The organism is Vibrio scophthalmi LMG 19158 (assembly GCF_000222585.1).
Classification (GTDB): Bacteria; Pseudomonadota; Gammaproteobacteria; order Enterobacterales; family Vibrionaceae; genus Vibrio; species Vibrio scophthalmi.
The window spans coordinates 44395-71353 of the sequence record NZ_AFWE01000078.1 but is presented as its reverse complement, the minus strand read 5'-3'; the positions used below and the strand labels follow the sequence as shown (position 1 = coordinate 71353).

The 26959-nt window shown below is 41.6% G+C and carries 26 protein-coding genes; 10 read left to right on the top strand and 16 right to left on the bottom strand.

Annotated elements, in window-relative coordinates; genetic code table 11:
* The first annotated feature begins 32 nt into the window (after positions 1 to 32).
* The 3 genes from RH88_RS06735 to RH88_RS06725 are packed head-to-tail and all read left to right on the top strand — an operon-like array spanning position 33 to position 3084.
* The gene (locus RH88_RS06735) at positions 33 to 1112 is read left to right on the top strand and encodes a TRAP transporter substrate-binding protein (RefSeq protein ID WP_005594426.1); all 1080 of its coding nucleotides are present in this window, start codon (positions 33 to 35) and stop codon (positions 1110 to 1112) included.
* Positions 1113 to 1169: 57 nt separating this feature from the next.
* The gene (locus RH88_RS06730; protein ID WP_005594424.1) at positions 1170 to 1712 is read left to right on the top strand and encodes a TRAP transporter small permease subunit; all 543 of its coding nucleotides are present in this window, start codon (positions 1170 to 1172) and stop codon (positions 1710 to 1712) included.
* On the top strand, positions 1699 to 3084 hold the full coding sequence (locus RH88_RS06725) for a TRAP transporter large permease (protein WP_005594423.1): 1386 nt from the start codon (positions 1699 to 1701) through the stop codon (positions 3082 to 3084). The genes RH88_RS06730 and RH88_RS06725 overlap by 14 nt, the downstream gene beginning before the upstream one ends.
* A 159-nt stretch (positions 3085 to 3243) precedes the next feature.
* On the opposite strand, the gene RH88_RS06720 is transcribed toward RH88_RS06725, so the two are convergent.
* Both RH88_RS06720 and RH88_RS24005 read right to left on the bottom strand, forming a co-directional pair.
* Positions 3244 to 4092: a sensor domain-containing diguanylate cyclase gene (locus RH88_RS06720; RefSeq protein WP_081467363.1), complete on the bottom strand. Its 849-nt coding sequence runs from the start codon at positions 4090 to 4092 to the stop codon at positions 3244 to 3246.
* Positions 4093 to 4224: 132 nt separating this feature from the next.
* Positions 4225 to 4905, bottom strand: coding sequence for a response regulator transcription factor (locus tag RH88_RS24005; RefSeq protein WP_160162582.1), 681 nt, complete (start codon positions 4903 to 4905; stop codon positions 4225 to 4227).
* Between the two features lie 490 nt (positions 4906 to 5395).
* On the opposite strand from RH88_RS24005, the gene RH88_RS06710 reads away from it, so the two are divergent.
* From RH88_RS06710 to RH88_RS06700, 3 genes are read left to right on the top strand one after another with little or no spacing between them, the layout of a single operon-like run.
* Positions 5396 to 5947 carry a hypothetical protein gene (locus tag RH88_RS06710; protein WP_005594418.1) on the top strand — a complete coding sequence of 184 codons (552 nt, stop codon included), beginning with the start codon at positions 5396 to 5398 and terminating at the stop codon, positions 5945 to 5947.
* A 53-nt stretch (positions 5948 to 6000) separates the two neighbouring features.
* Positions 6001 to 6666 (top strand): fimbrial biogenesis chaperone, encoded by a 666-nt coding sequence (locus RH88_RS06705; RefSeq protein WP_005594417.1) that lies wholly within the window; start codon positions 6001 to 6003, stop codon positions 6664 to 6666.
* Between the two features lie 11 nt (positions 6667 to 6677).
* Positions 6678 to 9071, top strand: coding sequence for a fimbria/pilus outer membrane usher protein (locus RH88_RS06700; RefSeq protein WP_005594415.1), 2394 nt, complete (start codon positions 6678 to 6680; stop codon positions 9069 to 9071).
* A 191-nt stretch (positions 9072 to 9262) separates the two neighbouring features.
* Here RH88_RS06700 and RH88_RS06695 read toward each other — a convergent pair whose 3' ends face one another.
* From RH88_RS06695 to RH88_RS06630, 14 genes are all read right to left on the bottom strand, one after another.
* Entirely contained in the window at positions 9263 to 9880 is a 618-nt protein-coding gene (locus RH88_RS06695) for an OmpA family protein (RefSeq protein WP_005594413.1), read from the bottom strand.
* A 13-nt stretch (positions 9881 to 9893) separates the two neighbouring features.
* Complete coding sequence (locus RH88_RS06690) at positions 9894 to 11237, bottom strand: TadE/TadG family type IV pilus assembly protein (protein WP_005594411.1); 1344 nt, start codon at positions 11235 to 11237, stop codon at positions 9894 to 9896.
* A gap of 2 nt (positions 11238 to 11239) precedes the next feature.
* Entirely contained in the window at positions 11240 to 11794 is a 555-nt protein-coding gene (tadF, locus tag RH88_RS06685) for a tight adherence pilus pseudopilin TadF (protein WP_005594410.1), read from the bottom strand.
* Entirely contained in the window at positions 11775 to 12314 is a 540-nt protein-coding gene (locus RH88_RS06680) for a TadE/TadG family type IV pilus assembly protein (protein WP_040757866.1), read from the bottom strand. The genes tadF and RH88_RS06680 overlap by 20 nt, the downstream gene beginning before the upstream one ends.
* A gap of 12 nt (positions 12315 to 12326) precedes the next feature.
* The gene (locus RH88_RS06675; RefSeq protein ID WP_005594406.1) at positions 12327 to 13685 is read right to left on the bottom strand and encodes a tetratricopeptide repeat protein; all 1359 of its coding nucleotides are present in this window, start codon (positions 13683 to 13685) and stop codon (positions 12327 to 12329) included.
* Positions 13678 to 14565 carry a type II secretion system F family protein gene (locus tag RH88_RS06670; RefSeq protein ID WP_005594404.1) on the bottom strand — a complete coding sequence of 296 codons (888 nt, stop codon included), beginning with the start codon at positions 14563 to 14565 and terminating at the stop codon, positions 13678 to 13680. The genes RH88_RS06675 and RH88_RS06670 overlap by 8 nt, the downstream gene beginning before the upstream one ends.
* Positions 14562 to 15482: a type II secretion system F family protein gene (locus RH88_RS06665; protein ID WP_005594403.1), complete on the bottom strand. Its 921-nt coding sequence runs from the start codon at positions 15480 to 15482 to the stop codon at positions 14562 to 14564. Before RH88_RS06665 ends, RH88_RS06670 begins: the two co-directional genes overlap by 4 nt.
* Entirely contained in the window at positions 15482 to 16771 is a 1290-nt protein-coding gene (locus RH88_RS06660) for a TadA family conjugal transfer-associated ATPase (RefSeq protein ID WP_005594402.1), read from the bottom strand. The genes RH88_RS06665 and RH88_RS06660 overlap by 1 nt, the downstream gene beginning before the upstream one ends.
* Positions 16772 to 16788: 17 nt before the next feature.
* Complete coding sequence (locus RH88_RS06655; RefSeq protein ID WP_005594400.1) at positions 16789 to 17883, bottom strand: CpaE/TadZ family protein; 1095 nt, start codon at positions 17881 to 17883, stop codon at positions 16789 to 16791.
* A gap of 157 nt (positions 17884 to 18040) precedes the next feature.
* The gene (locus RH88_RS06650) at positions 18041 to 18532 is read right to left on the bottom strand and encodes a hypothetical protein (RefSeq protein WP_005594399.1); all 492 of its coding nucleotides are present in this window, start codon (positions 18530 to 18532) and stop codon (positions 18041 to 18043) included.
* Positions 18529 to 19863 carry a type II and III secretion system protein family protein gene (locus tag RH88_RS06645; RefSeq protein ID WP_005594397.1) on the bottom strand — a complete coding sequence of 445 codons (1335 nt, stop codon included), beginning with the start codon at positions 19861 to 19863 and terminating at the stop codon, positions 18529 to 18531. Before RH88_RS06645 ends, RH88_RS06650 begins: the two co-directional genes overlap by 4 nt.
* A gap of 20 nt (positions 19864 to 19883) precedes the next feature.
* A complete protein-coding gene (cpaB, locus tag RH88_RS06640) occupies positions 19884 to 20678 on the bottom strand; it encodes a Flp pilus assembly protein CpaB (RefSeq protein WP_005594396.1) in 795 nt (264 codons plus the stop codon).
* 9 nt (positions 20679 to 20687) lie between these two features.
* Positions 20688 to 21155 carry a prepilin peptidase gene (locus tag RH88_RS06635; protein WP_005594395.1) on the bottom strand — a complete coding sequence of 156 codons (468 nt, stop codon included), beginning with the start codon at positions 21153 to 21155 and terminating at the stop codon, positions 20688 to 20690.
* 11 nt (positions 21156 to 21166) lie between these two features.
* Positions 21167 to 21376 carry a Flp family type IVb pilin gene (locus tag RH88_RS06630; protein WP_005594394.1) on the bottom strand — a complete coding sequence of 70 codons (210 nt, stop codon included), beginning with the start codon at positions 21374 to 21376 and terminating at the stop codon, positions 21167 to 21169.
* A gap of 852 nt (positions 21377 to 22228) precedes the next feature.
* Between RH88_RS06630 and RH88_RS06625 the strand changes: the two genes are divergently transcribed.
* From RH88_RS06625 to RH88_RS06610, 4 genes are all read left to right on the top strand, one after another.
* Entirely contained in the window at positions 22229 to 23443 is a 1215-nt protein-coding gene (locus tag RH88_RS06625; protein WP_005594393.1) for a DUF1963 domain-containing protein, read from the top strand.
* 308 nt (positions 23444 to 23751) lie between these two features.
* Entirely contained in the window at positions 23752 to 24723 is a 972-nt protein-coding gene (locus tag RH88_RS06620) for a tripartite tricarboxylate transporter substrate binding protein (RefSeq protein WP_005594392.1), read from the top strand.
* 191 nt (positions 24724 to 24914) lie between these two features.
* Positions 24915 to 25409 carry a tripartite tricarboxylate transporter TctB family protein gene (locus RH88_RS06615; protein ID WP_005594390.1) on the top strand — a complete coding sequence of 165 codons (495 nt, stop codon included), beginning with the start codon at positions 24915 to 24917 and terminating at the stop codon, positions 25407 to 25409.
* A gap of 12 nt (positions 25410 to 25421) precedes the next feature.
* The gene (locus tag RH88_RS06610; RefSeq protein ID WP_005594388.1) at positions 25422 to 26945 is read left to right on the top strand and encodes a tripartite tricarboxylate transporter permease; all 1524 of its coding nucleotides are present in this window, start codon (positions 25422 to 25424) and stop codon (positions 26943 to 26945) included.
* The last annotated feature ends 14 nt before the right edge of the window (positions 26946 to 26959 follow it).

Below are 26959 nucleotides of genomic sequence, written 5' to 3'. Positions count from 1 at the left end.
ACCATTAAGGAACACCCCTTCAAGGAGGAATGATGAATCTCAAAAAAGCCGCATTGGCTTGTTCAATCGCACTGGCTACTACAACCTTGGCATTCAGTGCTCAAGCAGCTGACAAAAAGATTCTCCTAAAAACCCCCGTTGCTTTCGGTACACACCTACCGGCACTAGGTACACCAATTCAGTGGTATGCCGAACGCATTACCCAAACGTCCGGCGGCACGATTAAAATGAAAATCTACGAACCGGGTAAATTGGTCAGCCCTGCCGAAATTCTCGACGCGGTTTCAACAGGTAAAGTCAACTCTGGCTACTCAACTGCAGGTTATTGGCAAGGCAAGCTGCCAGCTTCCGCCTTATTCTCAGCGGTTCCTTTTGGCCCAGAAGCGGGGGAATACATGGCGTGGCTATTCTTCGGCAACGGTTTGAAGCTTTATCAAGAAATGTATGACCAAGGGGGCTATAACGTCAAAGTGGTACCGTGCGCCATCATCTCACCAGAAACCTCAGGTTGGTTTAGAAAACCGATTGAAAAGCCAGAAGATCTCAAAGGATTAAATATGCGCTTCTTCGGCCTTGGTGCATCGGTGATGGAGAAACTCGGCGTAGGCACCGTACAGTTACCGGGCGGTGAAATCTTTGGCGCACTCGAGAAAGGAGCAATCGACGCATCTGAATTCTCTCAACCAGCGATTGATGAACGTCTTGGCTTCCACAAAGTCGCGAAATACAACTACTTCCCTGGCTGGCATCAACAATCCACCGTATTCGAGTTGCTGATCAACAAAGATACTTGGAAACAAATGAGCCCTGCGCAACAGTCTGCGGTGGAAACCACTTGTATGGCAACCATGACTTACTCCATCGCTGAAGGTGAAGCGCTGCAATATTCTGCTATGGAAAAAGCCAAAGAGAATGGTGTCGAAATTCGTTATTGGAACGACGAGATGCTGAATCTCTTCAGGACGACTTGGATGGAAGTTGTCGACGAAAAAACGGCACAAGATCCGTACTTTGATAAAGTTTGGCAAGACCTAAGCCAATTCCGTAAAGGCTATGCATTATGGCAGGCCAATGGTTTCTTACCGCGTGCAACCATCGAACAAAATCAATAACGACTGAGGTAATCGCCCCATTACGGTAAGTCGGGAATGGGGCGAAAGGAGTTTCCAATGAATAAGGCTTTGACGACATCACTCTCTGTCCCCTTATATAAACAGTTAGAACAAACCATTGGCGCCATTAGCCGCTACTTGGCGTGGATAAACTTAGCACTAATCGCCGTTATCGTGCTGCAGGTGATACTGCGAAAGGTCTTTTCCAACGGGCAGATTGCCCTCGAAGAGTTGCAATGGCACTTATACGCGACCGCCGTTATGTTCGGCACCGCTTATGCTCAAGTTTCGAACCTGCATGTGCGGGTTGATTTGTTTTATCACAAATTTAGCGCGCGAACCAAAGCAATCGTCGACCTGTTTGGCATCGCTTGTTTCGCGCTTCCTTTCGTCGTTATTGTCATAGTGCACTCCTACGATTTTGCCTACGAATCTTGGCGCGTGAACGAACGTTCTGCATCCCCATCAGGATTAGATTATCGCTGGCTGATCAAGAGCGTTATCCCCGTTAGTTTCTCGGTGCTTTTCTTTGCTCTGATTGCCAAAGTGCTACGCAGTATTAATACCATAAAAGAAGGAGCAAATGATGGAAGCGAATGAGTGGATTGTGATCGCCATGTTTGGCTCGTTCATCTTGCTACTATTTACTGGTATTCCAGTTGCCTATGTATTGGGTGGCATTGGTGTAATTTTTACGGCCGTAGGCTACTTTTCCGATATCTACCTAGATACCTTTACCGGGCTTGACTACACCAGCCTAGGTTTAGTGGTGAACCGTATCTATAAGATCATGGATAACTGGATCTTAGTCGCGCTACCGATGTTTATTTTCATGGGTAACATGCTGGATAAATCGGGGATTGCGGAAAAATTAATGACCTCGATGCAGGCGCTCTTTGGCAAAGTACATGGCGGACTCGCCGTTACCGTGATGGCGATAGGGATTATTCTTGCTGCCTCCACAGGAATTATTGGTGCCTCCGTGGTGTTGCTCACGGTGATGTCACTCCCTAGCATGATGCGCCAAGGCTATCACTTACCTTTAGCGCTGGGGACCGTAGCCTCTGCAGGCACCTTAGGTATTTTATTACCGCCTTCAATCATGTTGGTGATCATGGCCGATCAATTGGGGTTATCGGTTGGTGATCTCTTCATGGGGGCGATAATGCCCGGCCTACTGCTTGGCAGTATGTACATCAGCTATATTCTTTTTGTTGGTAAAATGTCGCCAATCAAAGCCCCGGTGCCAGAAAATATTCAACCGGTAGACTGGAGCCTTATCTTACAAGTGTTCAAAGATATTACACCGACCTTTATGCTGATTCTCGCAGTATTAGGCTCAATCTTTGCGGGTGTAGCGACACCAACGGAAGCCTCAGGGATTGGCGCACTCGGTGCAACACTATTGGCTGCCTATAACAAAAAGCTTAATCTCAAAGTATTAAAAGAAGTGCTGCTTTCTTCCTATGGTACTACCGCTTACATTTTTATGATCTTTTTGGGCGCTTCTTGTTTTGCTCTGGTACTTCGAGAGTTGGGCGGGGACGAATTAATCGAATCATTTTTGAGTGGTTTACCATTTGGTACTTATGGAATTATTGCCTTTATTTTGTTAATCGTCTTCTTGCTCGGCTTCTTCCTTGATTGGATTGAAATCACCTTAATTGCCTTACCACTGCTCGCCCCCGTTGTGGCCAGTCTCGGCATTGAGCTTGATGGCCATGGCGTAGTGGACAACCCAAGTCTCGTTTGGTTCGTCATGTTAGTGGCGATGGCGCTGCAAACCAGTTTTCTAACCCCACCGGTTGGCTTTGCGTTATTCTATTTAAAAGGAGTTTGCCCAGAAGGTGTGGCGCTTAAAGACATCTATCGCGGTGTGATCCCTTTTATCCTCATCCAGTTAGTCGCTTTGGTTTGCTTGGTGGTGTGGCCTCAATTGGTACTGTGGTTCCCAAGCGTCGCTTACGGGTAAAAGGGTATACCTCAATACAAAGGTGGTTATTAGCCACCTTCTGTAAACCCCAATAGCCTACCCTCAACGCCTGTCGTTTGGCAATGTCAGCGTTTAATCTTTGAATAGATACTATCATATGATGTCCGCTACCGATGTCAGTACATCGCCAACTAGCCTCTAGAAGCAGTTCAACAACGCATTGTTTTTACCGTTGCTCTTAACGGTATATAGGGCTTCATCCGCTCGAATAATCGCTTGCTCAATGCTATCTTCTACATTATTAATGGCGGTAATACCGATACTCACTGTTACGTTGGGATCAACAAAATAACGGGCAACTTCATGACAAATTCGTGTGGCAATATCATGACTTACACTGGGTGTTGTTTTGGGCAAAACTACTGCAAACTCTTCGCCTCCAACTCTTCCAAATAGATCATTTTTTCGCAAGTTCTTAGCCACCAATGCTGAAAAATTCTGTAAAATATGGTCACCTTTACTGTGACCATAAATATCATTGATCAATTTAAAATCATCGAGATCCAACATCAGTACACAGAATGGTTCTTTACTCACAATAAACTGCTGGAAGTGTCTATTCGCAAGATGATAGAAATAATATCTTGTGTATGCACCTGTCAATCCATCGTAATGCGCTAACTGCTCTAGTTCCGTCTCTCTTTTTTTATGTACTGAAATATCAGACACACTCCAAATAATCAGCTTTCCAATACATTCATCTTCAGTTTTTGTCCCAGAAAGCTCACACCAATTATCAACATTCGAATTACAGAACTTACAACTCAAACTCATTTCTCTTCCTGAATCTAAATACTCACAAAATGTCCTCATATGCGAATTGGCTACGTCATCGAAAAGTGATGAGAATGACATTCCAATCAAATTACGCGCTCTTAAAATCCTATGTGCGGCTCTATTTGCACGAACAATTTTCAAGCTGAGATCGGTAACCAAAATGCCAGTAGGGCACTGAGAAAATACGTGTTTAAACGCTATGTCTTGCATAATCTTCAACCTAAAACCATTTTTACGATAAACTATTGAGATATCTACATACTACAATCAAAACGAGCGCCCCTTCCGTTACCAAATTTTATGATGAGGACGTGGCTGAGCCTTCAGCCTTATTGCATATGCTTAATAATCTCCGGATATTGTCGCATCTTCGATAAGAACGGATTTGTAATGTGGAATATGTGATTTTTTATAAACATATGAAATAGCCTCTTTCCGGCACCTCACATTAATTTTTTTATATAATCTATAAACATGTGTTTTTACAGTACTTTCCGTTATATAAAGATTATCAGCGATAGCTTGATTAGACTTCCCATTTGCTAGAAGATCTAATATTTGCCTTTCTCTTCTCGTGAGTAGTCTTGCTGAATGGTTTGTTTTTGGCTCTTCATATGAGCACTGCAACATAGCAACCATTATTTTTCTTGGTAGCCACATGTCTCCATTAAGCACGTGTTCTAAACATTTACTCAAATGTTCAACTGGCGCAGTGTTATAAAGCAAACCTTTGAGGTTAGGCCATTGTATTACCTGACTTTCTTGAATTTCTTCTAAAAAATTGTACATAATCAAATCACCAGTTAATGAATTTCCACACAATGCTCTCAATTGTTCATTATTAATATAGTTATAATCAACTATTAAAACATCAGCACCATTTAACAGAACACTCCCGATGAGTTCTTCATTATTTGACACAATTAAGCAAAATCCTTTAGTACCACATAATGCTTCCTTAATTAGATCACGCTGAATTCTAGACTCACAAAAAGCAACAACTACTTTTTCTTTATTAGTCATATCCTCCCCCACTAAAAACATAGAACCTGCTTAATAGTAGAATTCAATTGCATATATACAACTACGTACACGCTTTAACATCCAATAATGAGATCTTTATCAAGACACAAAACACCTAACAACTTCAACCGCTTACACATGAAATGGCATAACTAGTACTAAAATACTAACAATAGTCTTAATAAAAAATAGGGAATTTTGCCATATAAAAAAACAACTCAATCATGCACCAAATAACAAAACACAAAAACAATTCAAATATTGTTAAAAATCAGCACTTAACATAAATATCAACAACACTTCAATCATAGATAAAGCGAACAAGCATATTAACCGAAAAATCAAACCATAAATATTATATAAACTTTAAAACCACAGAGTGATTGTAGAAATTAAAACTTAATTCCAACTTATTGAATCATATTTTTTCCTATCATTCTTATGTCTTCACAACACAGACAATCCAAAACAGAACAAAAGGGATTTCATTATGAATAAAGTCGTAATTACAACCGCTGCTATTGTTGCAGCAGTAGGATACTCAAACGCGTATGCTGATGTAACAGGCGCTTCAACAACGCTGGCTAAGAACATTGTTCAAGAATGTAATATCGGCCTTTTAGCTCCCCCGAATGATGGTTCAATTGGTGATCCAGTAAATCAAGTCGGTGGCCAATATGTACATAGCGAGTTGAACGATTTAACTGTTTCAGGCCAGAGCATTTCAGGCAAAGCTTTATGTAACGCCTCGGGTGGATATGACATCCATGTCACAGCAACGAACGGTTCATTAAATAACAACGATAATACGGGCTCAAAGAACGTTAACTATCTATTGAAAAAAGGCAATTTTGATAAATTAACTGGCGGAGATTTTGATTCCCCTAAAGATTTAGCCGCCGGTGAATCTGCTCTTGTCGCTACAGGATCAACTACTGAGATCGCTTCGTTTCAACTAATTATGAACCTTGCACCAGGTGAAGCCTTTAGCTATGCGGGGCAATATACTGAAACTCTGACATTTGACCTGACCCCTTTGTAGTTTAACCACGAGGAGGGCACTGCCCTCCTTCTTTTACTTATTAAGGATGAGTTATGAAAATGATATCTATACTCTGTTTGCTGTTTTACATAGGGGTGGTAAAGGCTAACTTTAATATCTCACCCCTATCACAGAGCATTACGGTAAAAGAAAAATCCGCTAGTTACACCATAGAGAACCTTACTGATCGTAAGGCAGCCTATCAAATTCATGTGGCTAAGCGTCTTCTCGCCCCTGCAGGGGAAGAAGTTCGCGAGCCGACCAAAGAACTACGCGTTTTTCCCTCGAAAATCATTCTTGAGCCTAATCAGAAAAAACGCATTAAAGTGATTTATCTCGGTAAAAAAAAACTCGCCTTAGAAAAATCATTTCGCGTTGTTTTCATGCAACTTGATCGTAACGTCACCGAAAACGACGATGAAGGTATCAATGCGAAATTTAACTTCCATACTGCGTTTTATGTTACGCCTAAAAATGCACAAGCCGATATACAAGCCACTATCGAAAACGACGGAAAAGGAATGATATTGGCGCTTAAAAATCAAGGTAACAAACACATGATTTTGCAGGATTGGCAACTAAAACTCAGCTCAGATCAAAGCAGCGTTGTTTATGATCAGCCCCTACCCGATATTAATCTGCTCGCTGATACCCAAATATTCTTACCCTTAACTCGTATTGGCAGGCAATATCATCAGGCAGAGATTATTTTAGACTAGAGGGAAAGATCATGCGCAATGTACGTTCACTTCTCTTCTCCACGATGATCTCAGGCGGAGTAACCTTCTCCACTAGTGCTGCAGAAATACAAATGCCCATCGACGTGAATGTAGTCAGCCAGCGTGTGGAAATTACCGGCTACTTAGATGATGAGCAAGAACAATACTGGGCGCTAGACGGAAATGAACTTCTGGATGTATTAGTACAATCTATCGATGCTGATCGCCTCGATGTGTTGCGAAACGTACTACAAGATCGAAAAGTCACCCGTGATGACTTCCGACAACTCGGCTGGGGGGCTCTCTATAAACCTGAAGACCTGCTCATCACTATTTCTGTACCCGTGGCCGATCGTAAGTTGATTGAAATTCCTCTGCAAGGCCGAAGTAATCGAACGCCACCCAGTGGAATCCCTCATGTTGAGCCCGTCTTTTTCAGTGGTGTACTTAATACCTATTGGTCTCATTCACATAACTTGGTTAATACTGATTTCTCAGCCTCTCAGGTTGCATTGCGCGCAACAGCGGCCGTAGGCCATGTAACATTTGAAGATGGACACACTTATTATTACAACCATTTTACCGATCAGGGAAGTTGGTTGCGCGATCGAACTCGAGTCATGGGGAACTTACGCAACAATACCGGATTTTTACAACTGGGTGACTATCAAATAGAAACCAATATAACGCGCTTACCAAGCGGCGAATTATTCGGCCTTTCTTATTCTTACCAACCTAAATATTTAAGAGACGTCATCAGCCCAAATACAGTACCGATTAATTTAGAATCAACCTCGCTAATCAAAATTCGAATCAACGGTGAAGAATACCGTACGCTCCGGCTTGCTGCTGGACAATATAATCTTAAGGATTTGCCTCTAGAACAGGGGGTAAATGAGGTAGAGGTAAGCTATATCGACCAAAGCGGCATCGAGCACAAGCGCTTTTTTAACCTCATTGACCACCCACAAATGTTGCTTGCAGGTGATATAGAGACTCAGTTGATTTATGGTGCTAAACAAATCTATGAAAACAATGGCGATAAGAGCATCGATAGAAACGATATGAATGCTCAAGGCGTCTTCTCCTATGGACTAACGCCATGGTGGACCCTTTCTTCCGCACTTGAATTAGAAACCGACGAACAACGCTACTCGCTTAATCAAAGCTTTGCCGTTGGTGAGCTCTTTCTCACCTTAAACGGGCAACTGACTAGGTTTTCAAACTCCCGCTCTTACAATGCTCAAAGCCAACTATTTATCGACGAGCTGTTTGATAAAACCTTATCAAATGTAGCGTTTAGCTATGGCGTCGACCAATCAACCAGTTCCGACCCGTTGCTGCACAAAATTTACTTCAGCTCAGGCGTGACAACTCCGCTGACCAACGGCTATCTGTCGTTTAATCTTGAACATCAATTCGACAAAAACAGCACTGTTAGACAATCAGCCTCAATCAACACCAGCTATCGAATTAACGAGCGGATATCGACCAGTTTAAATTTACGCTGGCAAAAGAATGCCAATAACATTGATCGCAGCCTTTATCTTTCATTCTCTATCCCATTGCGTTGGAACAACGTCAGTGTATCAGGAAAAACATCTTATGATAGCCGCGGCGATGAATATAAAAGTGAGGTTTCTGCTTCACAATATCAACCTGATTATTACTGGCGAGCCTCCACTAAGTATAGAGATACAACCTATGATGGTTTTGATGGTTACGGTAAATGGTATGGTGACAAAGTCGTGCTGAATGCTCGCTATTCATCCAGAAATGAATCGCAACAAGGGAGCGATCGTATTATTACCTTAGGAGCTGATACTGCGCTCGCATGGGCTGGATCTAATCTTATTTTAACATCTCCCGTTACCAGTAGTTTTACGATTGTCTCACTTCCTGATGAGTATCAAGAAAAGTATCAATTGAGTTACGATAAGTACCAACGGATTCATATTTCGGAAGCAGCTGAAAATTCAGGGCAATCAGAGTTATTAATTCCTGTCGCTAATGACGATTTTAGAACCATAAAAATTAACAGTAACAACCTCTATTTCAATGAAGAACTAAAGCAAGGCGAATTCATAGCATTGGGTGGATTACATAGCGGCTCCTCCCATCAACTAGTCATTAACAAAGGCTATTTTGTAAGTGGTTATTTTTATAAACAACAAGCACCTGCGAGTGATATTGTTGGCGAATTTCAAAATAGTGAATCAAATCAAATCTACCCGTTCTTTACCGATGATAGTGGGAATTTTGAACTTGATGTATTACCGGAAGGAAATTACCGAGTACACTTTTATGACAATGTAGCCAAATCAGTCGACATTCGCATATCCAAAGATCAAGCCATCGAAGATCTATTTATTGACTTAGGGAAAATTCAAGTCATATACAACTAACCTGACACCGCCTTGATGTCAGGTTTACTTACCTTTTTATGTACATAACCATTTGCACAAGCTCTCATAAAAAAACAACAAAACCATGCAAATCAACAACTTAAATAAAAGCCAATGAAAAATAGCATATCTAAAGTCGTTCTAGCATAATTAAAACCCCCGAATTCAACTGCGAGCTACTAGATAATGAATTAGTTCCCTGAAATATCCACTCTACGATTTAATTTTCGACCTTCAGAGCTGCTATTTGATGCTATAGGCTGTTTCTCGCCATAGCTAACCGCTTCGATATTTTTTTGTGCCACATTATTATCCTGTAAAAACTCCTGTACTGACATTGCACGCTTTAAGCCTAATGAAAAATTATAGCCATCGCTACCAATTGAGTCAGTATGTCCTGCCAGAGTGATGTTATTTTCTGCTCTACCTAGATGATCTAGCATGGCATCAAGGACTGTAATGGAGGCCGACGTTAGCTTGTCGCTATCAAACGCAAAATAGACTCGCCCATCCATAGGATTATTTGTTCCTTGAGAGATAAAATACTCCGTACATTCATTTGACACTCCAATGTTTTTCATCTCCGCCTGCAATAGTTGTTCCGTTGGCATAGGACCTTTTGAGTCAATGCGTAGCATGCCCCCCTGTAGCAGTGAGACACTGGTGGATTGTTCGATTTTAACCTGCTTTTTAACACTAACATCCGAGTGGCCACATACACTGACTAACTTGTCGTTGTCCAAAGCATTTGCAGAAGTAGCAAACAATAGCATTCCGATGCAACTCAGAGCCGTAGATACAGTTTTCATAAATATCCTTGATTTATTTTAAGTGTCCAATCTCTTCTGCCATTAGAGACAGTAATGTTTTTTTAATCTCTTCTTTATTATTTGCATAAAGAATATTTCCTGCGCCTACACACTCATCCAATGCCTTGTTTGTAGCACCCGGCCTATAATCAAAGCCAATAAGATAGAGTTGAACATTTTCACCATTTTTTGATAAACCATTTCTTACCTTTTCACATAGCAAATGAGGTTTATCTACAAGTGTACTTCCTATCTTTTTATATGACGGATAGCGATTACTTGGACTACCAGGCTCAATTTTACCTTTAGGCGCGTGGTCTTCAGTATCCACCCCATCAGAAAGAATAACGAGCAGCTTTTTTTTATTTTTTCCTTCTTTTAAATGTTTATAACCTTCAATAATTCCTTGAAATGATGCTGTATATGATGATGGCTTAAACCTATTTATACTTGATATAAAGTTGGGTATATTGGTAGTCAAACCAATACTGTAAAATGTGGATTTTTTATATTCATTACTACTAGGACATACATCACTATCAATAGGAGCTTCTGCAGCCAATATTGTTGCCTGAAAATCGGTCGCATTATTTGTAAACTTAGTGTGTTCCACATTCCATACATCACCATTCGTAACGTTATTACAAATTCCTCCTACGCCTTTCTTTCTGAAAACAAAGTGGTTATAAGGAGTAATTCCAATAGTACTGGTTTGTCCTGGCACTTTTTGCTTATTATAGTCATCGAGTTCAAGCGCCACTTCTTTAATAATGTCGAACAAGTCTTGGTATTTTTTTTTGTTACCACCATCCCACTCCAACGTCATTGATCCAGAGTAGTCAGCGACCAACATAAGATCGACAGCATTATTTTGATATTTTCTTGCCGTACTTAAACCACCAACTTCAACTTGATCACCAAAACCAACAATGGCACTGTTTCCTGGAAACCAGGTATCGTATTTAAAGGCCGCCTGTATTTGATATTGGAAAAACTGATAACCATCCGCTGAACAATCTGCAAGTTGAGAACATTCTTTCCTTTCGATCCTTAAGTTTGTTAAATCTTCAGGCCCGTTAATTTTCACATCTGGAAAATACGCTGAGATAAAGTCCGCCACAATTGCTCGATTGACTTTACTACCGCCCTCAGGGGCTTGTCCTTCACCTACGATATTCTGATCCGCATGAGCTGTCACTGCCAAAACGGCAACCTCTGAAGCGTCTTGCAGCCGTGCTTTTTGTTGCAATGCTCTTGCACCATCAGTGCCTAACATGAACACACCAAATAGGACCGGAATAATCATCACAAATAGTATTGAAGCGTGCCCATTTTGAGAAACAATGCGAGACTTCATGATCATCTCCCTATCATGACTGCGTCAGACTCTACACGTGTAAAGTTCATATTGAGTAAATCACCGATCCAATTTGCGGTTTCATAGCATAAGGTGACGCGATAGAGCGTAGACGGACGTCCCCATGTTGTGATCTTTGATAAATGCATCATTTGATTCAGCTTGTTAGGGGTATTGCACTGTATCGCCGAATTGCCTACCACATTTGATGAAAACGCTTGATACGTCGATCGATGGCTTGCGTCAAAAGTGACAGCCTCAATCACATAACCAAATTTGTTGGAATCGAAATCAGTTATCATTCTACGCAACGATGCCTCTGCAATATTTGCTACCGTTGTTACATTTGCCGGAGTTAAACTATAACTGTCTTCATATAGCTGGGTTCGCTCTTTAACTATATTCACTAGCGAGTAGGCAAGGCGATCAAGTTTCCCTTTATAGGCAAGTTTAATAATCACATCGCCACTAAAAACAAAAAGTAAACTAAAAATCAAACCGACGATTGCAAATTCAACGGTGAATGTTCCTCTTTGACTATAATTTAAACTTTTCACGCTCATATTCCTGTATTACTACAACTTCACGAGAAAATAGCTGGTTTGAATTGATAAAATAATTAAACATCGGTTCATAGTCATAATTCAATCGATAAACCGCTATAGCACTATTAAAAGAATTTCCACACTCATTTTCAGTTTCACCCTGCGTTAGAGCACAATAATCATCCGCTAAATTTTCTAGCTCTAAAGGCGTTTTTAAATATTGAATAGAAAATCTAAATTTAGAAGGGTCAACAAATTTAGCCCATAATGAGTTGTTGTCGCGTAAAGCCAGACTAAAGCGTGCTGAATAACTATTAAGACAACCTTGTCCAGTACAATCTTTATCTACCGAATCTTCTAAGCGAGTAACTCTTGAAGCTTCACTAACTGCTAAATCAGAAACAGCAGAAATATAAGACATGTAACTCACTTCGACCCAAGCCATACATAGCCACCAAAACAACATAAAGCCCATTGCAAATTCAATAGTGGCAACACCATCCTGCCTCTTTTTACTATTCCTCCGCTTCATGATCCTTCTCCATTAAACCTCAGGCTGATCGGCCGTTTGCTCCACTATGTTAGGGGTTACAACAGTCGGCGTTACAGAATCGGAATCTACCGTCATTTCATCTGATGCTATTGCATCTTCGGCAGTCATTTCACTTGAAGCAGGTTCAATTGGTCGTGGATCTTCGATTTTTGACGTCAAAGGTAATCGCTTAACCTCTTGTGCAATGGCTAAAGGATCGGAGGCCATTACCTCCGCTCTTTCATCAAATTCCGCCGCCGAGGCCGATTCACTCTCTACGGTTTGAAGATTCTCGGTCTCAAGCACAGCCGATTCGGAAGAAATAAGTACAACTTGATCCCTTTCGATTATGTTTGGATCTATCATTTCAGTCTCTGCAACATGATTTTCTAACGGCGTTGATTCGGGTACAGATGCTTCTTTTACCTCATGCATACTCGCAATTAAATTTTGAGAATTCGAATCTTGAGTTGTAGGCAGCTCCGTCACTAAAGGCTCTAGTGCTATCGTTTGTTTTGCTGAAGGTACGACTACTTTGTCTGGAATAGGCTGAGTGATGAGTTCTGGTAGCAATTTTGGTATGGATTCACTGACCGGTTCAACAATGGCATGATTTTCGTTGTGACGAATCTGAAATGAACTATCTCGCAACGCTCGATAGATCTTATCTTTTTGCACTTCTGAAAGTGTCGAATCTAAGCCATCAAGGACGTACTCTCTCTGACCATTCTTCGCCATGATCAGCATTAAATTTGCTTGTAATTGCTTATCTAAATTGGGTTCACTGGCTAATGATACAATACGCTGCAGCGCTTGTGTTCGCTCCCCTTCCATCATGTCCAGCAGCGCTAAGTTATTTTTGATCTTCGTATCATCGTAGAAATTGCTGCGTGCAAGCTCAAACATTTTCCGAGCCTTCAACACATCACCTTGCTCTGCGTAGACAATGCCTAATAAGTTAGCAACTTCTCCATCTTTAGGTGCTGATTTTATTGCTTGTTCTAGTTGCGATCTCGCTTGTTCATGTTGACCAAGGTCAATATAAGCTTTGGCACCAACTACCGCGCTTGAGACAGAAAATTTAGATTGTATTAACAGAGGCTTAATTGTGAACAATGCAGATTCTGCATCAAACTCTCTTAGATAGGCTTGAGCGAGTTTTAAGCGGTATTTTTCTGATTCATTCGCCTTTAATTGCGATTTATAAAACTCTATTAATCTCGCATTATTATTGGCCGCTTCCAAGAGCTTTTCTTGGGTGTGAATGTTCATACTAGCAGAAGCAGTATTCGCGCTCTTTCCCGTTGCCATGCAACCCTGAAGCGAGAAGAACAATATAACTAATAATGTTTGTTTAATATAATTATGCACCGGACATCATCCTCATTACACCAGGGACGGCGATTAGAATTACAATTGGCATCATGATGAATAGGATCAGAGGAATCGACATTTTTGCCGCCAACTTTCCGATCCGTTCTTCGACTGTAAGCATGGTCACTTGACGTATATCTGACGATAAGGTCGTCAACGTTGTATAGATTGATGAGCCATATCGCAGGCTTTGCTTTAGTGTCATCACAAAACTGCGCATTTCAGACGTTGGGATATGTAAATAAGCTTCATCTAACGCTTTATCCATGCTAACAATGCGCGAACGTTCATCAATTCGTTCCATTAACCTCGCAAGCTTAGGATCGAAACCGCGCATCTCTTTGGCTAGGTAGCCCATTGATGCTTCTATTGTCATACCCGTTTGCACACAAACAGCCAATAGGTCGATCACATAAGGCAATTGCTGGGTAATATTTGCACGGTACGCTTTAACTCGAGCATCTAATACCAAATCTGGCACAATCAATATCGTAATCACCCATAGAGACAGCGCTCCGATTAACACGATAACCTCGAGTGAGTCGTAGAATAATAAGCCAATAACAACACTGCCAATCAATAGCACCGCATACTTAATGGGCAAATACAGATGGGCATATTTCAGCGAACCTACGCCTGCATTGAGCAGCTTTTCATTGATCGCGCTTTCATTCATTGCAAAGGCACTTGGAATAATCGTATCAAGCCAATCAAGTAGGTTTTCAGGATCTTTACTTTTCTTTTCCCCGGTCAGCTCTTTCTTAACCAAATATTTCTGAATGTATTTCGTATTTTGCTGTTTTCGCAAATAGATGGAGAGTAATAAAACGCCAAAGCAGATCAAACTCAGCGCAATCCAAATAGAGTAACTGATCATGCCTCCACTCCTTTCATCAGTTTCCAAATAATAGAAATACCGACGAACTCACTGAACAGCACGTAGTAAAGAATATAGCGGCCTGCCGGATCAAACATGACAAACTCATAGTTTTCAGGACTCAAAAACTGCAACAGCCATAGAAATATGAAAGGAATCGCGGCTACAATTTTTGCCGATGCCCTCGCTTCGGACGTCAATGCATACTTTTTTTTATCCACGGCTCGTGCATCAAACATCAATCGGTTTAAGCGAGTCATCACTTCTTTTAGTTGACCACCACGCTGTAAGTTGGCGCGCATCGTGATAATAAAAAAATGGAAAGGAGGGTATGGAAAGCGTTTACACGCTTTGCGAAAAACTGAATCCGGAGACTCACCCATTTGCATGCGCTCGCCCATCAATTTGAACTCTTTACCAACTTCGCAATCCATGGTGTTACCAACATAGATAATCGCGTGCATCAAGCTTTCACCTGTACCTATCGCACTGGTTAACATATTGAGAGCATCAGGAAAAGCTTCATCAAATTGTGAACGCTCGCGTTTCTGTAGCCAGCCATAACCAAAGTACAAACCCACAAATTCAATGACCAACAAAACCAGCCATGGGTTTCCGCGAACAAAGCTATAGTTGATGTAAATAGACAGGGCAGCCAATAATGAAACGACCGCTATCACTTTAAACACGGCGCCACCGCCTAATTGACGGTGCGTATTCTTAACTAAACGGGAACTTTTCTGCTGAAGCGTTTCATCTGACAATGAATTTAAGTTAATTGCATTGCCATGCTCCATAGAGCTAACCATCTTAGTTCCCATCGTCTGTTTAAGATAACGCGTCGATGTTTCCTTCTTTTCCAGCTTTGCAATGAAGTAAAACAGCAGTCCACCAACAATCAGACTTATCCATGCCATTATTCAACTCCCTTGAAGCCAAAAATTGCATTAAGATTTCCTTCTAAACCAAAGAAGCGCGCTTTTTCTACCAAAACTGAACGCTTCATCAAGCCCGCTGAAATAAAATCCCCATTCACTTTATCGTCGCCTTCGTTAACACGTGAGGCTTCAAAACGAAATATTTCCTCCATCACCACACTGGTGCCTTCAAGGCCAAAGACTTCCGATATACTCATCACCTTACGAGAACCATCGTGCAAGCGGCTAATTTGAATCACTAAATCGACGGCACTGACAATTGTGCGACGAATAGCTTCCAAGGGCAGATTACTGTTTGCCATCATAACCATCGCTTCGACACGCGCTAGTGCGTCTCGCGGAGTGTTGGCGTGTAGAGTGGACATCGAACCGTCATGGCCGGTATTCATCGCCTGCAGCATTTCAAATGCTTCACCACTACGACATTCACCAACGATGATTCTATCCGGGCGCATCCTTAAAGAGTTAACCACCAGTTCACGCTGAGTAATGGCACCCGTTCCTTCAATACCTGACGTACGTGTTTCCAATCTCACCACGTGAGGTTGTAGCAAACGTAGCTCTGCCGCATCTTCTATCGTTACGATGCGCTCTTTTTCAGAAACAAACTGGGACAATGCGTTCAACATGGTTGTTTTACCCGAGCCCGTTCCCCCTGAGATCAAAATATTGAGTCGACACCGCGCAGCAATCATTAATACCTTTGCCATGTCTGGACTCATGGCTCCAAATCCAATTAACTGCTCAAAATCAATACTTTGCTTTTTGAATTTACGAATTGATACGGCAGTACCATCAATGGCGACAGGTGGAATGACAATATTAACGCGGCTACCATCTTGCAGACGAGCATCACAAGTAGGTGAAGAATCATCGACTCGTCGTCCGACACGAGCCGCAATCCGTTTTGCAATTTGTAGCAGTTGTTCTTCATCAATGAAGGTAATCGATGAATTTTCAACTAAACCATTGCGTTCAATAAAGACGTTGTTATGGCCATTGATCATGATATCCGTAATGCTTTCATCATCCATTAACGGTTGTAGCGGACCAAGACCAAGTAACTCATCAATAATGTTTTTGACGTATTCACGCCTAACGACTGACGCAACCGAGTGTTCATTACGCTCGATCAAAACGTCTACCGCGGTGGTGATCTGATCCGTTAACTGCTCTCGAGTTAACGTGTTGACCACATCGGCTTCAAGCGCTTCATAAATTTGTTTTCGCAAAGAAACGAAGATACTTCTCGACTGGGTTTGAATCATACTATTCTCCTATCCCATCACTTCCTAAAGAACCAACGTTTACTTTGCTTTACTTTCTTACTCACATTTTCGCCCATGATCATCGATGTTAGGGTGGCAATAGGTCGCGCAGATGACAACCTTGAATTGTACAAATAACCATCATCGAGAATATGCTTCAAGATGCCCATCTCGAAGGGTATTTCAATATCAATACTTCGCCCGAGAAATACCTCAACCTCATCGATCGATAAAACCGTCGCTTTGTTCGGCTGCGTAAAATTGATAACAAAGATCTGGCGAGAATTTGGCGCCTTTTCAGCCAGCCAATCTGACATTTTTTTAAGCTGACGAATGCTAGAGATCGCAGGAGAACAGACTAAAACAGTTGTATCGACTTCATCGGCCAAGTAACGATAATCGACCTGCGTTTGCCCTCCTTTTGAGAGATCTGACACAATGAAGTTGTTTTGCTCATTAAGCAGGTCTTCAAGAGAGCGCGTGTACTCTTTTAACTCATGGGTTGAGTGCTCTTCCGAAGTCAGTGATAACAACGACAACATATCATTTATCTTGCGCGTCATACTATGTGCATAGGTCGTATCAACATCAGTATCGATGCTGTTTATCGCAAGTGCCTTTTTTTGGAAATTCTCCATTTTCAAAAGGATATCGATATTACCCGCATAATAGTCGTGGTCGACAAGCAGGCACTTTGCATGATGTTTATCAGCCAATTGCGCAGATACTTCTGTGGCTATTAACGATGTCCCTACCCCTCCAGAGCATCCCCATATCGCAATTTTTTTTGCGATGCGTTTTTTCCCTAAACCACGCTCGCGCTGACGGTTATCATAGACATTCTTTATAAAGTCGAGCATTTCGGGCTTTGTGGCTGGCCAGAACAGGTAGTAGAAGCCCATCTCCTTCAAATTACGAATCGTAGAAATGGCATCTTCTTGGCCGATCACTATGACGGAAGCGCTATTAGGTAAAAGGTGGCTAATACGTCGCATATCTTCACTGACGCTCAAAGAATCCGTCAATTCAACTAATGCAATTTCAACATCGGATTGCCTTACATGATCGCGAATTTCTTCATCAGAATTACTGACAAAGCTCGGTAAAGACATGCCTTCAAAACAAAAGGCTTCTTCAATCAGTAAGCGGCACTCTTTGCTCTGCGTAAATGCAACACATGAAAAATTTACTATTTCTCGAGTTTTTTTTCAACTTTATTAAGCGACTCTAAAATATCGATCATGCGTTACTTCCTAAATTAAATTGGTTCTACTTTTCTTGTGCAAGAGCATCTTGCGGATAGGCAAGAGATTGCCAAAGACTACTGTTTACCGCACAGCCAATAGGCGTCTTGGCATACCCTGATATTTGCTGGGGCTGACATATTGGTGTCACGACCTTGAAGTCAACAATCTCAACTTTGACGTTAAATTCACCCATATCGACACCTTTTTCGATGGTGATGTTCTTTTGCTGCGCACCACCTGCAATCAGTTCACTTTGCCAACCTGATACCACTTTTTTTCCTTGTGCATTGGCATAAGAAAAAAGCACTTTACGGGTTAATAGTGTTTGATGGTGATCGGTATAAAACCTTTGCCATTCGAGTTCATTTTTCGCCAAGTGTTTTTTGTCAACAAAAAGTGACATCTGATATTGAACCGGGTATACATCAACCACGATGCTCTGATGTTCCAAGTCATGAGGAGCACAGGCACTTAAGCCAATGACAAAAAACGTGAATAATATAATACGGTTCATTTTTTAAACCCTCCGGTCGCCAAAATATCTTCTGCTCTCTGGGTCGTAATCGACGGATATTCATCTGCAATATTAAATAAACGTGATAGATTGGAACTGCGCTTCATCGCAGGAATTTGAACTTGTTGTGGTGCAATAGGTTCGACTAAGTTAACCGTAGCGACAATAATCAATTCGGTCTTGCTACGAGAGGTTTCGCTATGGCGAAATAGTGATCCTAATATGGGAACATCACCGATATATGGCACTTTACGTAGTGTTTCAACATCTTCTGAATTAAGTAGGCCTCCTAAGACAAAACTTTGCCCATTGCCCAACTCAATGGTTGTTTTTGCACGGCGAGTTTTCAAAGCAGGTAAACTGTAACGTTCGTCAGCGTATTGGCTGTCGAGTGAACTAACTTCAGGTTGCAGTGACAATTTTATTTTGTCATCTCGAAGTACTTTAGCAACCATATCTAAACGAATACCAAACTCTTTAAACGCAATGTTGGCGCCGCCATCGATTATAGTCACAACTGGGATTTCTCCACCGACTAAAAATGAAGCACTTTCACCCGATATTACCGATAAGTTAGGCTCAGCCAATACTTGACCAATGGTATCATCGGCCACAGCAGTAATCCCTGCCAAAAGATCATCGGCACTGAAATCGAGAATTGGATTGACAAAAACACCTACCCCCAGACCCGCATCACCATATTGAATGCCAAAATTTTCCATAAAACTTTGTGATACTTCAGCAATGGTGATTTTAACGTTCACTTGCTTAGTGGTATTCACTTCCAGTTGATTAACGATGCCCTTATATTTCCGCTTCGTCATAAAATCGATAATATCTTCTTCATCGTCATCATACTTAGTCCATGAAAATATCGATTTTTCAACATCTTTTGATAGCAACTCCCCCACTAGGTCGTTAATGCCATCTTTTTCAGCTTCACTGGATACCTTGCCCGTAAGAACCACTTGTTTGCCAATATTGCTTACCGATACATCTGAATAAGGGAAATGCAAACGAACTTGTTGAATAATCTCCGAAAAGCTTTGATTAACAACCAACTTGCGATTCACGAGGGTATTGGCATTCTCATCAAACAACATTAAGGACGTCGTGCCCATTTTTTTACCAAAAATGACAACTTTCGTTCTATCAATCACTTGATAATCGGCAATACTGGGATCAGAAACAAAAACCGTATCAATATCCACATCCGTGATTACCGGCTTTGCCTCTCCTTCCATTAAATACATAAATCCATCGGCCACTGCGCCAAACGAACAAGCAAGACCAGTAACTAAAACAAAGAGGCTCGCAAAATAACGGCTCATAACATCCAATCCTTTACCAACTAATTAACAACGATTTGTTCAGCTCTCAACTCTTTGATTGCCTTAAAATCGGGTAAGACATCACCAGCATTCGCTTCTAGCTCTGTGAGTGAATAATTACCTATTGATTTATGCACCTCAATTGCAGAAATATTCTTTGCTATAGTGAGCACTGCGACCTGCTTTCTATCAAGTTCCAATATCAAATAGTTTTGCTCAATCTCTCCCTGACCAAACCCTGAATCGATATTTTCCACTGATATTTTTAACACTTTTACATTGGTTAATACTGGGTTTATTGATACCTGTTTTTTCTTCTGTTTCTCTGACTCAGGGTCTGGGTTTTGATGCCCCGTTAAAGCAAGAATATCAACATAGGAGCCAATATTAATAACCCCGCCAACAATCGCGCTAGGCGAAACTTCAATGGGGTAAGGGACATGATCTTTTGCCAAAGTAAGTTCGATGTAGTTTGGCTGCGAGGGTTGAACCACATCAGAAGCGAAAACAGTCTGCCCTTCAGTTAAATCCGTGCGATAAATTGAACCATGCTCAAAGTCAAATAATGCATCTTGGTCAAAACCTTTTTGATTCGCTTCATTTTCAGAGAGTTTTACAATCTTAAAATCAGCACGGTTGACTTGTCCACCCTTCGTAACGTTACCGTTCGCTAACACATAAGATTTAAAAAATATTTCAGGTATTTGTTCTGCCACTTTTATTTCTGGAGTGGGTTCTGATTTTGAGAGTAACAAACCAAAAATTCCTGCAGCTATTGCAACAAGCGCAATAAGCATTAATATTTTAGAACGCATATTTTTTCCTTATAGCGATGCGACAACACAAAACAAACCCGAGATACATATCGGTATACCAAAAGGCAATCCATCTTCTTTGATTTTATCAACCCCACATCTCAGACCAACAATTAAATAGACAACTAACAAGACACCACCCAACAGACCTATTCCAACCAAAAACAACAGTACATATTGTGCAGTAATCGCGGGTAGAAAGGCGATAGCCAACTTAGTATCTCCCCCTCCCCAAAAAGAAATATAATAAAGAAAAAACAAAAAAAAGGCAGCGAGCAAACCATTGACACTAAAAATAGAATCATAACCTATTGAATTAATAAACACCGCTATCACTAAGATGAGTAAACAAGTTCGATTTGACACTACCCTGCTAGTAAGATCAAAAAAAGCGACATTCAAAGATAGGATGACCAAAACTAGCCACCCTAAAATAGAAGCATCAATACCAATCAGTATAGAAACTAAATCATCCATTTATTTCAAATTTAATTTGCTTTAGTGATGTTTCCTGAAATAGTTGTAATCGCACCTGATATTGCGGCTTCAAGGCCTGCGCCATCAGTTGCAAAAACAGCTAAAACAAGAGCTGAAATAGCCACACCAATAATTGCATATTCAATGGCAGTCACACCACGTTGGTCATTAATAAAGTTATCAACAGCAACTTTCGCCTTAATTACAATCTCATTAAACATGATTAACTCCATATAAAGTGTTTTATTAAAATACATCCGAAAGTTACAACCTATCGAACAGAGACCATATTAATCCTTGTCAAAGCCTTGTCAATTAACCACAAAATGATAACCACTAATAAGTCACAGCTATTTTTCTCACTTTTAAAACAAGATTTTATACGTAAAACCTCAATTAATGCGAGAGCCTTCACCATTAGCAGTCACAACCAATAATAATTATCACCAAGCATTTATAAATGCTAATTCTAACAATATATATCAATTAACATTTAACGACGAAGTTCAATATTTAAACTTCGATGCAACATTTCGTTACATAAACTTTAGATTGAGCCATTCTTATAAAGTGCTATCACCATCACAGGTACGCATGCTTTTATTACAACTTTTTTTCAAAAAATCATTAACTATAATTATTTAGTATTATTATCAATAGTCATTAACTCTTCTATCAAAACCATCCACAAGCTCAACTCACCTTCATTAGTTGGTTTTTATATTGCAATAATTAAATAGCGAATTTTCATTAATGGCTAATACGTATTCAATCTTGACTTATAAAACTCTTCGATGAATTTTGATAATCGACAGAGTTCGTATTCAAGGCTGAACTGCTACGCTTTCACCCACTAAGTAACTTATGACCATTATCTCGCGCTCGCTCCACAGCTGATAATCAATCTCACCCCACCCACCCAGAAAACACTATAACCACTTGATTTTTATTATAAGAATACTCATCCTATTCGCTGTTTTTTTACTAATTACTAAATCAGGTGCCACAAGATACAAGCTGCGATCCCGTGGTGATTGAGGCATCTGACGATTTTATCGTTACATAGGTACTCCATGTTAAAAGAATGGTTTTGGATCTTTAAAAAGGTCAAAACAGATGTGCACTTTGCCGATCATCACCCCGCTCTACAGGCCCTCGTCGATTCTGGTCAAGACATCCATGAGCGTGATGGCAATGGCCGCAGCGCCTTGCAGTATCTATTTGCAAAGCCATTTCCAAGTGCTAACGCTGTTGATTGGCTAATCAACCAACCTGGTTTTGAAGCAAGCAAAGAAACGGCTCTCTATCCCTTTAGCCTTGACTTACCTAAAGGTTGTTTTGAAATTGGTCCAGATAACAACATGATGGAAAGGCTTGATGCGCTAATGCCTGACAAGAAGTGCAGCATCGAGGCGATTGAGCAAAACATGCGGTTGGCTAAGCCCTATATACTGCTTTTAGAACAATTCGAAGCACACGGGTTAACTAACCAATATCAAACCAGCAGTGCTGACTATAAACGTCGGTTGTCTGATAGATTGAAGCAGCTACACCAGCTGACCGAGCTTGAAGATCAATTTACCGATCTCTCGATTGGTTTTCGCATGATGCCCGATACTTACCAAGGTCCTTTTCAAAGCCGTATTGGTGGCGCTCCTTGGTTACCATCGATGCCATCAATTCTTGCACTCGATGATAGCTTTAAACTGGCGTTTCAGATTAACTTTGACGAGTTGGGCGGGCTTAATCCTCTTTTGCCTAAACAAGGGCTGCTGCAAGTCTTTGTTCATGACATTGATGTTGAAGAAGGTGAAGAACTTCGCAACGGGTGCAAAGCCTTCTATTGGCCAGAGATAAACGAAGCGTCTTGGCAGCAAGATGAAGAGAGAATGATTTACGACCGATGGCTAATGCCGACAGAGTTCGAGTTTAATCGCCAAACTCCATTTCTCTATCCAATTCGCTGGCAAGCATACAAACAACTTCCAGACGATCCTAAATTGATCGCAGAGGCAGTAGTAAAATTGGCTGAACCGATGGATTCTTCACTCTATCAGGAGCCTAATTACGAAACTGGGTTGATGCCACGCATGGCGGAGCAAATGCGAATTGAAATGACAGAGCACAACGAAGTCAGCGAACAACCCTATATTCCTAACAATCATAGTGTCATTTTCAACATGCTCTATGTCGATTCAGGTAATAGTGTTTACAGTATTCCCACTGATGCGCTCAACGGTGAGCAGACCGATTGGAGCCAATTAACACACACCTATTGCTTTGACTAATTCGTTTATTTGCTTAGCTCAACTTTAGACTGCGGTTAGATGGATAACCGCTGTCTAGAGGCGTTCCCATCAGACTCAAATAAATTAAAGAACTTCCCGTATCCAACAAGTGCCTAAGCTATCTCCTTTGCAGCGGTGAACAATATGCACAAAATGCTCAATACAAACCCTATTGACAGTATCGCCTCTATAGATACTTTCTTTTAACACACCACTAACATCATCGATAACTTACCTCATACGTGATTTATCGATAAAAAGTCACGTACACCCTAACCCGACATTCGTGTGCATAAGGAACGTGAACTATGTTAACCAAATTTAGACCGTCTATCGTCCCAGTCTTGCTAACCGGCGTTTTTTCATTTTCCACCGTGGCAGCTGAGCTAGAGAAAATTCACTTTTTGATCCCCGGTGGTGCAGGAGGCGGCTGGGACATGACCGCTCGAGGAACGGGTGATGTTCTAGTCAAAGAGAATCTTGTTGAGAACGTTTCTTTTCAAAACCTCTCTGGCGGTGGTGGCGGAAAAGCCATTGCCCATCTCATTGAAACAGCACAGCGCCAACAAGATACCTTGATGGTCAACTCAACGCCGATTGTGGTTCGCTCACTAACTGGTATTTTCCCGCAATCATTCCGTGACCTCACTCCGGTTGCTGTCACCATTGCAGATTACGGCGCTATTGTTACTTCAACTGACTCAAAATATACAACTTGGCAAGAAGTCGTTGCTGACTTTAAAAAGGACCCTCGCAGTGTAAAAATTGCCGGAGGATCTGCTCGAGGTAGCATGGACCATTTAGTGGCCGCTGCAGCCTTCAAAGGGGAAGATTTAGATGCAAAAGCGGTACGCTACATTGCTTACGATGCAGGAGGAAAGGCAATAGCAGCCCTGCTCTCTGGCGAAACACCACTGCTCTCAACGGGTCTTGGTGAAGTTCTCGAAATGTCCAAATCGGGACAAGTTCGTATTCTCGCAATCACGGCACCAAAACGCTTAGATGTCGCTCCAGACATCCCAACACTGACGGAATTTGGTAATGAGACTGTCTTTGCAAACTGGCGCGGGTTCTTTGCAGCGCCAGGTACAGAGCAGGCAAAGATAGATGAGTGGAATGATGTCTTAGCTAAGATGTACACCACTGAACAATGGCAAGTTGTCCGTGATCGCAATGGTTGGATCGACAACTATAAAGCGGACAAAGATTTCTATTCATTCCTCGAACAACAAGAACAGCAAATGGGCTCACTCATGAAAGAGCTTGGCTTTCTTAAGTAATCATTTAGGCCAACACGTTTGGCCTACCTTTCACTTATTTTGTGCATATGGGATGACTCACTTTACGCAACTTAAAGGTAAAGCAGTCATTGCAATCTCCTTTGTATTTGAAGCTTTGAATCACTCTTAGCCTCGAAATTGTTCTCCATTTTGTTGAACTTCCCCTATGCACTTTTTCTTTGGAGAGAGAGATGAAGCATCTATCTTCTGTGCTTAAAGGCCCACTATTGTGCCGAGATCGAGTCGGCGCGCTTTTGTTTCTATTGTTTTGCTTAGGCTATGGCTATCAGTCAACGCTGATTCCTTTATTTCCGGGAGATGAGTATGAAGCGTTTACCGCAAGAACATTGCCAAAGATTTTAACTTGGGTGGGAATTGGTTTATCTCTCGTTCTGCTTGTCACCGGAAAAAGCGATGCACAATCTGGCGCGATTACAGGCTTTAACTGGAAGTTGCTCATCGCTTTCCTCGCTTTGATGGCGCTGTATGGCATTGGTCTAACCGTTCTAGGTTTCTTATTGGCCACCAGCCTATTTTTACTTTGTGGCTTCTATCTACTCGGCGAGCGCAGAAAATCAATTTTGTTTGGCGCCTCTTTCCCGTTCGTGACTGCCTTTTATCTTTTGCTCACCCAAGCCTTGGATGTCTACCTCGAGCCGGGCGCACTGTTTTTACTGTTCAATTAGGGAGAATTGAGAATGTTAGATGGTATTTTTCAAGGACTATCAACGGCGGTGATGCCATGGAATATTCTCATGGTTGTCGTGGGCTGCTTTGTGGGCACTTTTATTGGCATGTTGCCGGGCCTTGGTCCCATTTCGGCAATCGCGCTCATGATCCCTATTACCTACGGCTTAGAACCTTCTTCTGGTTTGATTCTTATGGCTGGCGTCTATTATGGTGCCGTGTTTGGCGGATCGACATCGTCTATTTTAATTAACGCGCCAGGCTGTTCTTCAACGGTCGTCACGGCTTTCGATGGTTACCCTATGGCGCAAAAAGGCCAAGCAGGGAAAGCGTTAGCACTGGCGGCATATTCATCGTTTACTGGTGGGACACTATCCGCGCTCATGTTACTGATCGCCGCCCCTGCTCTTGCAACGGTGTCACTGAGTTTTCAATCTTCAGATTATTTTGCCTTGATGCTACTTGGCCTCTCTGCCGTCGCCGCTTTTGCAGGCCCCGGGCAAGTGATTAAAGCATGGATGATGACAGTTTTAGGCTTAATGCTATCGACCGTTGGTATTGATAAGGGCGTAGGAGTCGAAAGATTTACTTTTGGCCTAACGGATTTAATGGATGGTTTTAGTTTCTTGCTCTTAGCAATGGCAACCTTCGCGTTAGGTGAAACCTTAATGGGCATTATGAAGCCGGCAAAAGATACCAGCGCTGAAGAAAATCAGCGAATGCAAAATATAGGCAGTATGAAGGTCACTAAAGAGGAGATAAAGGATGTCGCTCCAACCTCAATCCGTTCATCTATCGTTGGCTTTTTCACCGGTGTTTTACCTGGTGCAGGCGCGACGATTGCGGCTTTTCTCAGCTATGGTATGGAGCGCAGCCTTGCACCAAAAGAGAAGCAAAAAGAGTTCGGTAAAGGCAGTTTACGTGGACTTGTGGCTCCTGAATCAGCCAACAATGCGGCATCGAGCGGGTCATTTGTTCCTTTGCTAACGTTAGGCATTCCTGGTTCGGGCACAACCGCGATCATGCTCGGAGCGCTTATCGCCTATGGCATTCAACCAGGACCTCGTTTGTTTGTCGATCACCCCGATGTATTTTGGTCAGTCATTATTTCAATGTACTTTGGTAATATTGTTCTCGTAATTTTGAACTTACCTTTAATTCCATACATTTCCAAACTACTCGCTGTGCCGAGAACAGTACTATTGCCAATGATTCTATTTTTCTCAATTACTGGTGTGTACTTAGTTTCGTTTAACACCATGGATGTGTTTGTGATGCTACTGATAGCTATGGTCGCCATTGCCCTTCGCTTAGCAAACTTTCCTTTAGCACCACTACTACTCGGTTTTATTCTTGGAGGAATGATGGAAGAGAACCTTAGACGGGCATTAATGATTAGCGATGGTGAGTTGTCTTTCCTTTGGGAGCGTCCGATTACGATGTGCTTTACCATCTTATCGATACTTGTTTTATCTGCACCTATTTTGCGAACGCTCTTACGTAAGATTAACCCCAAACAAAAAGCGCTAAACTAAACAGAAAACTAAGC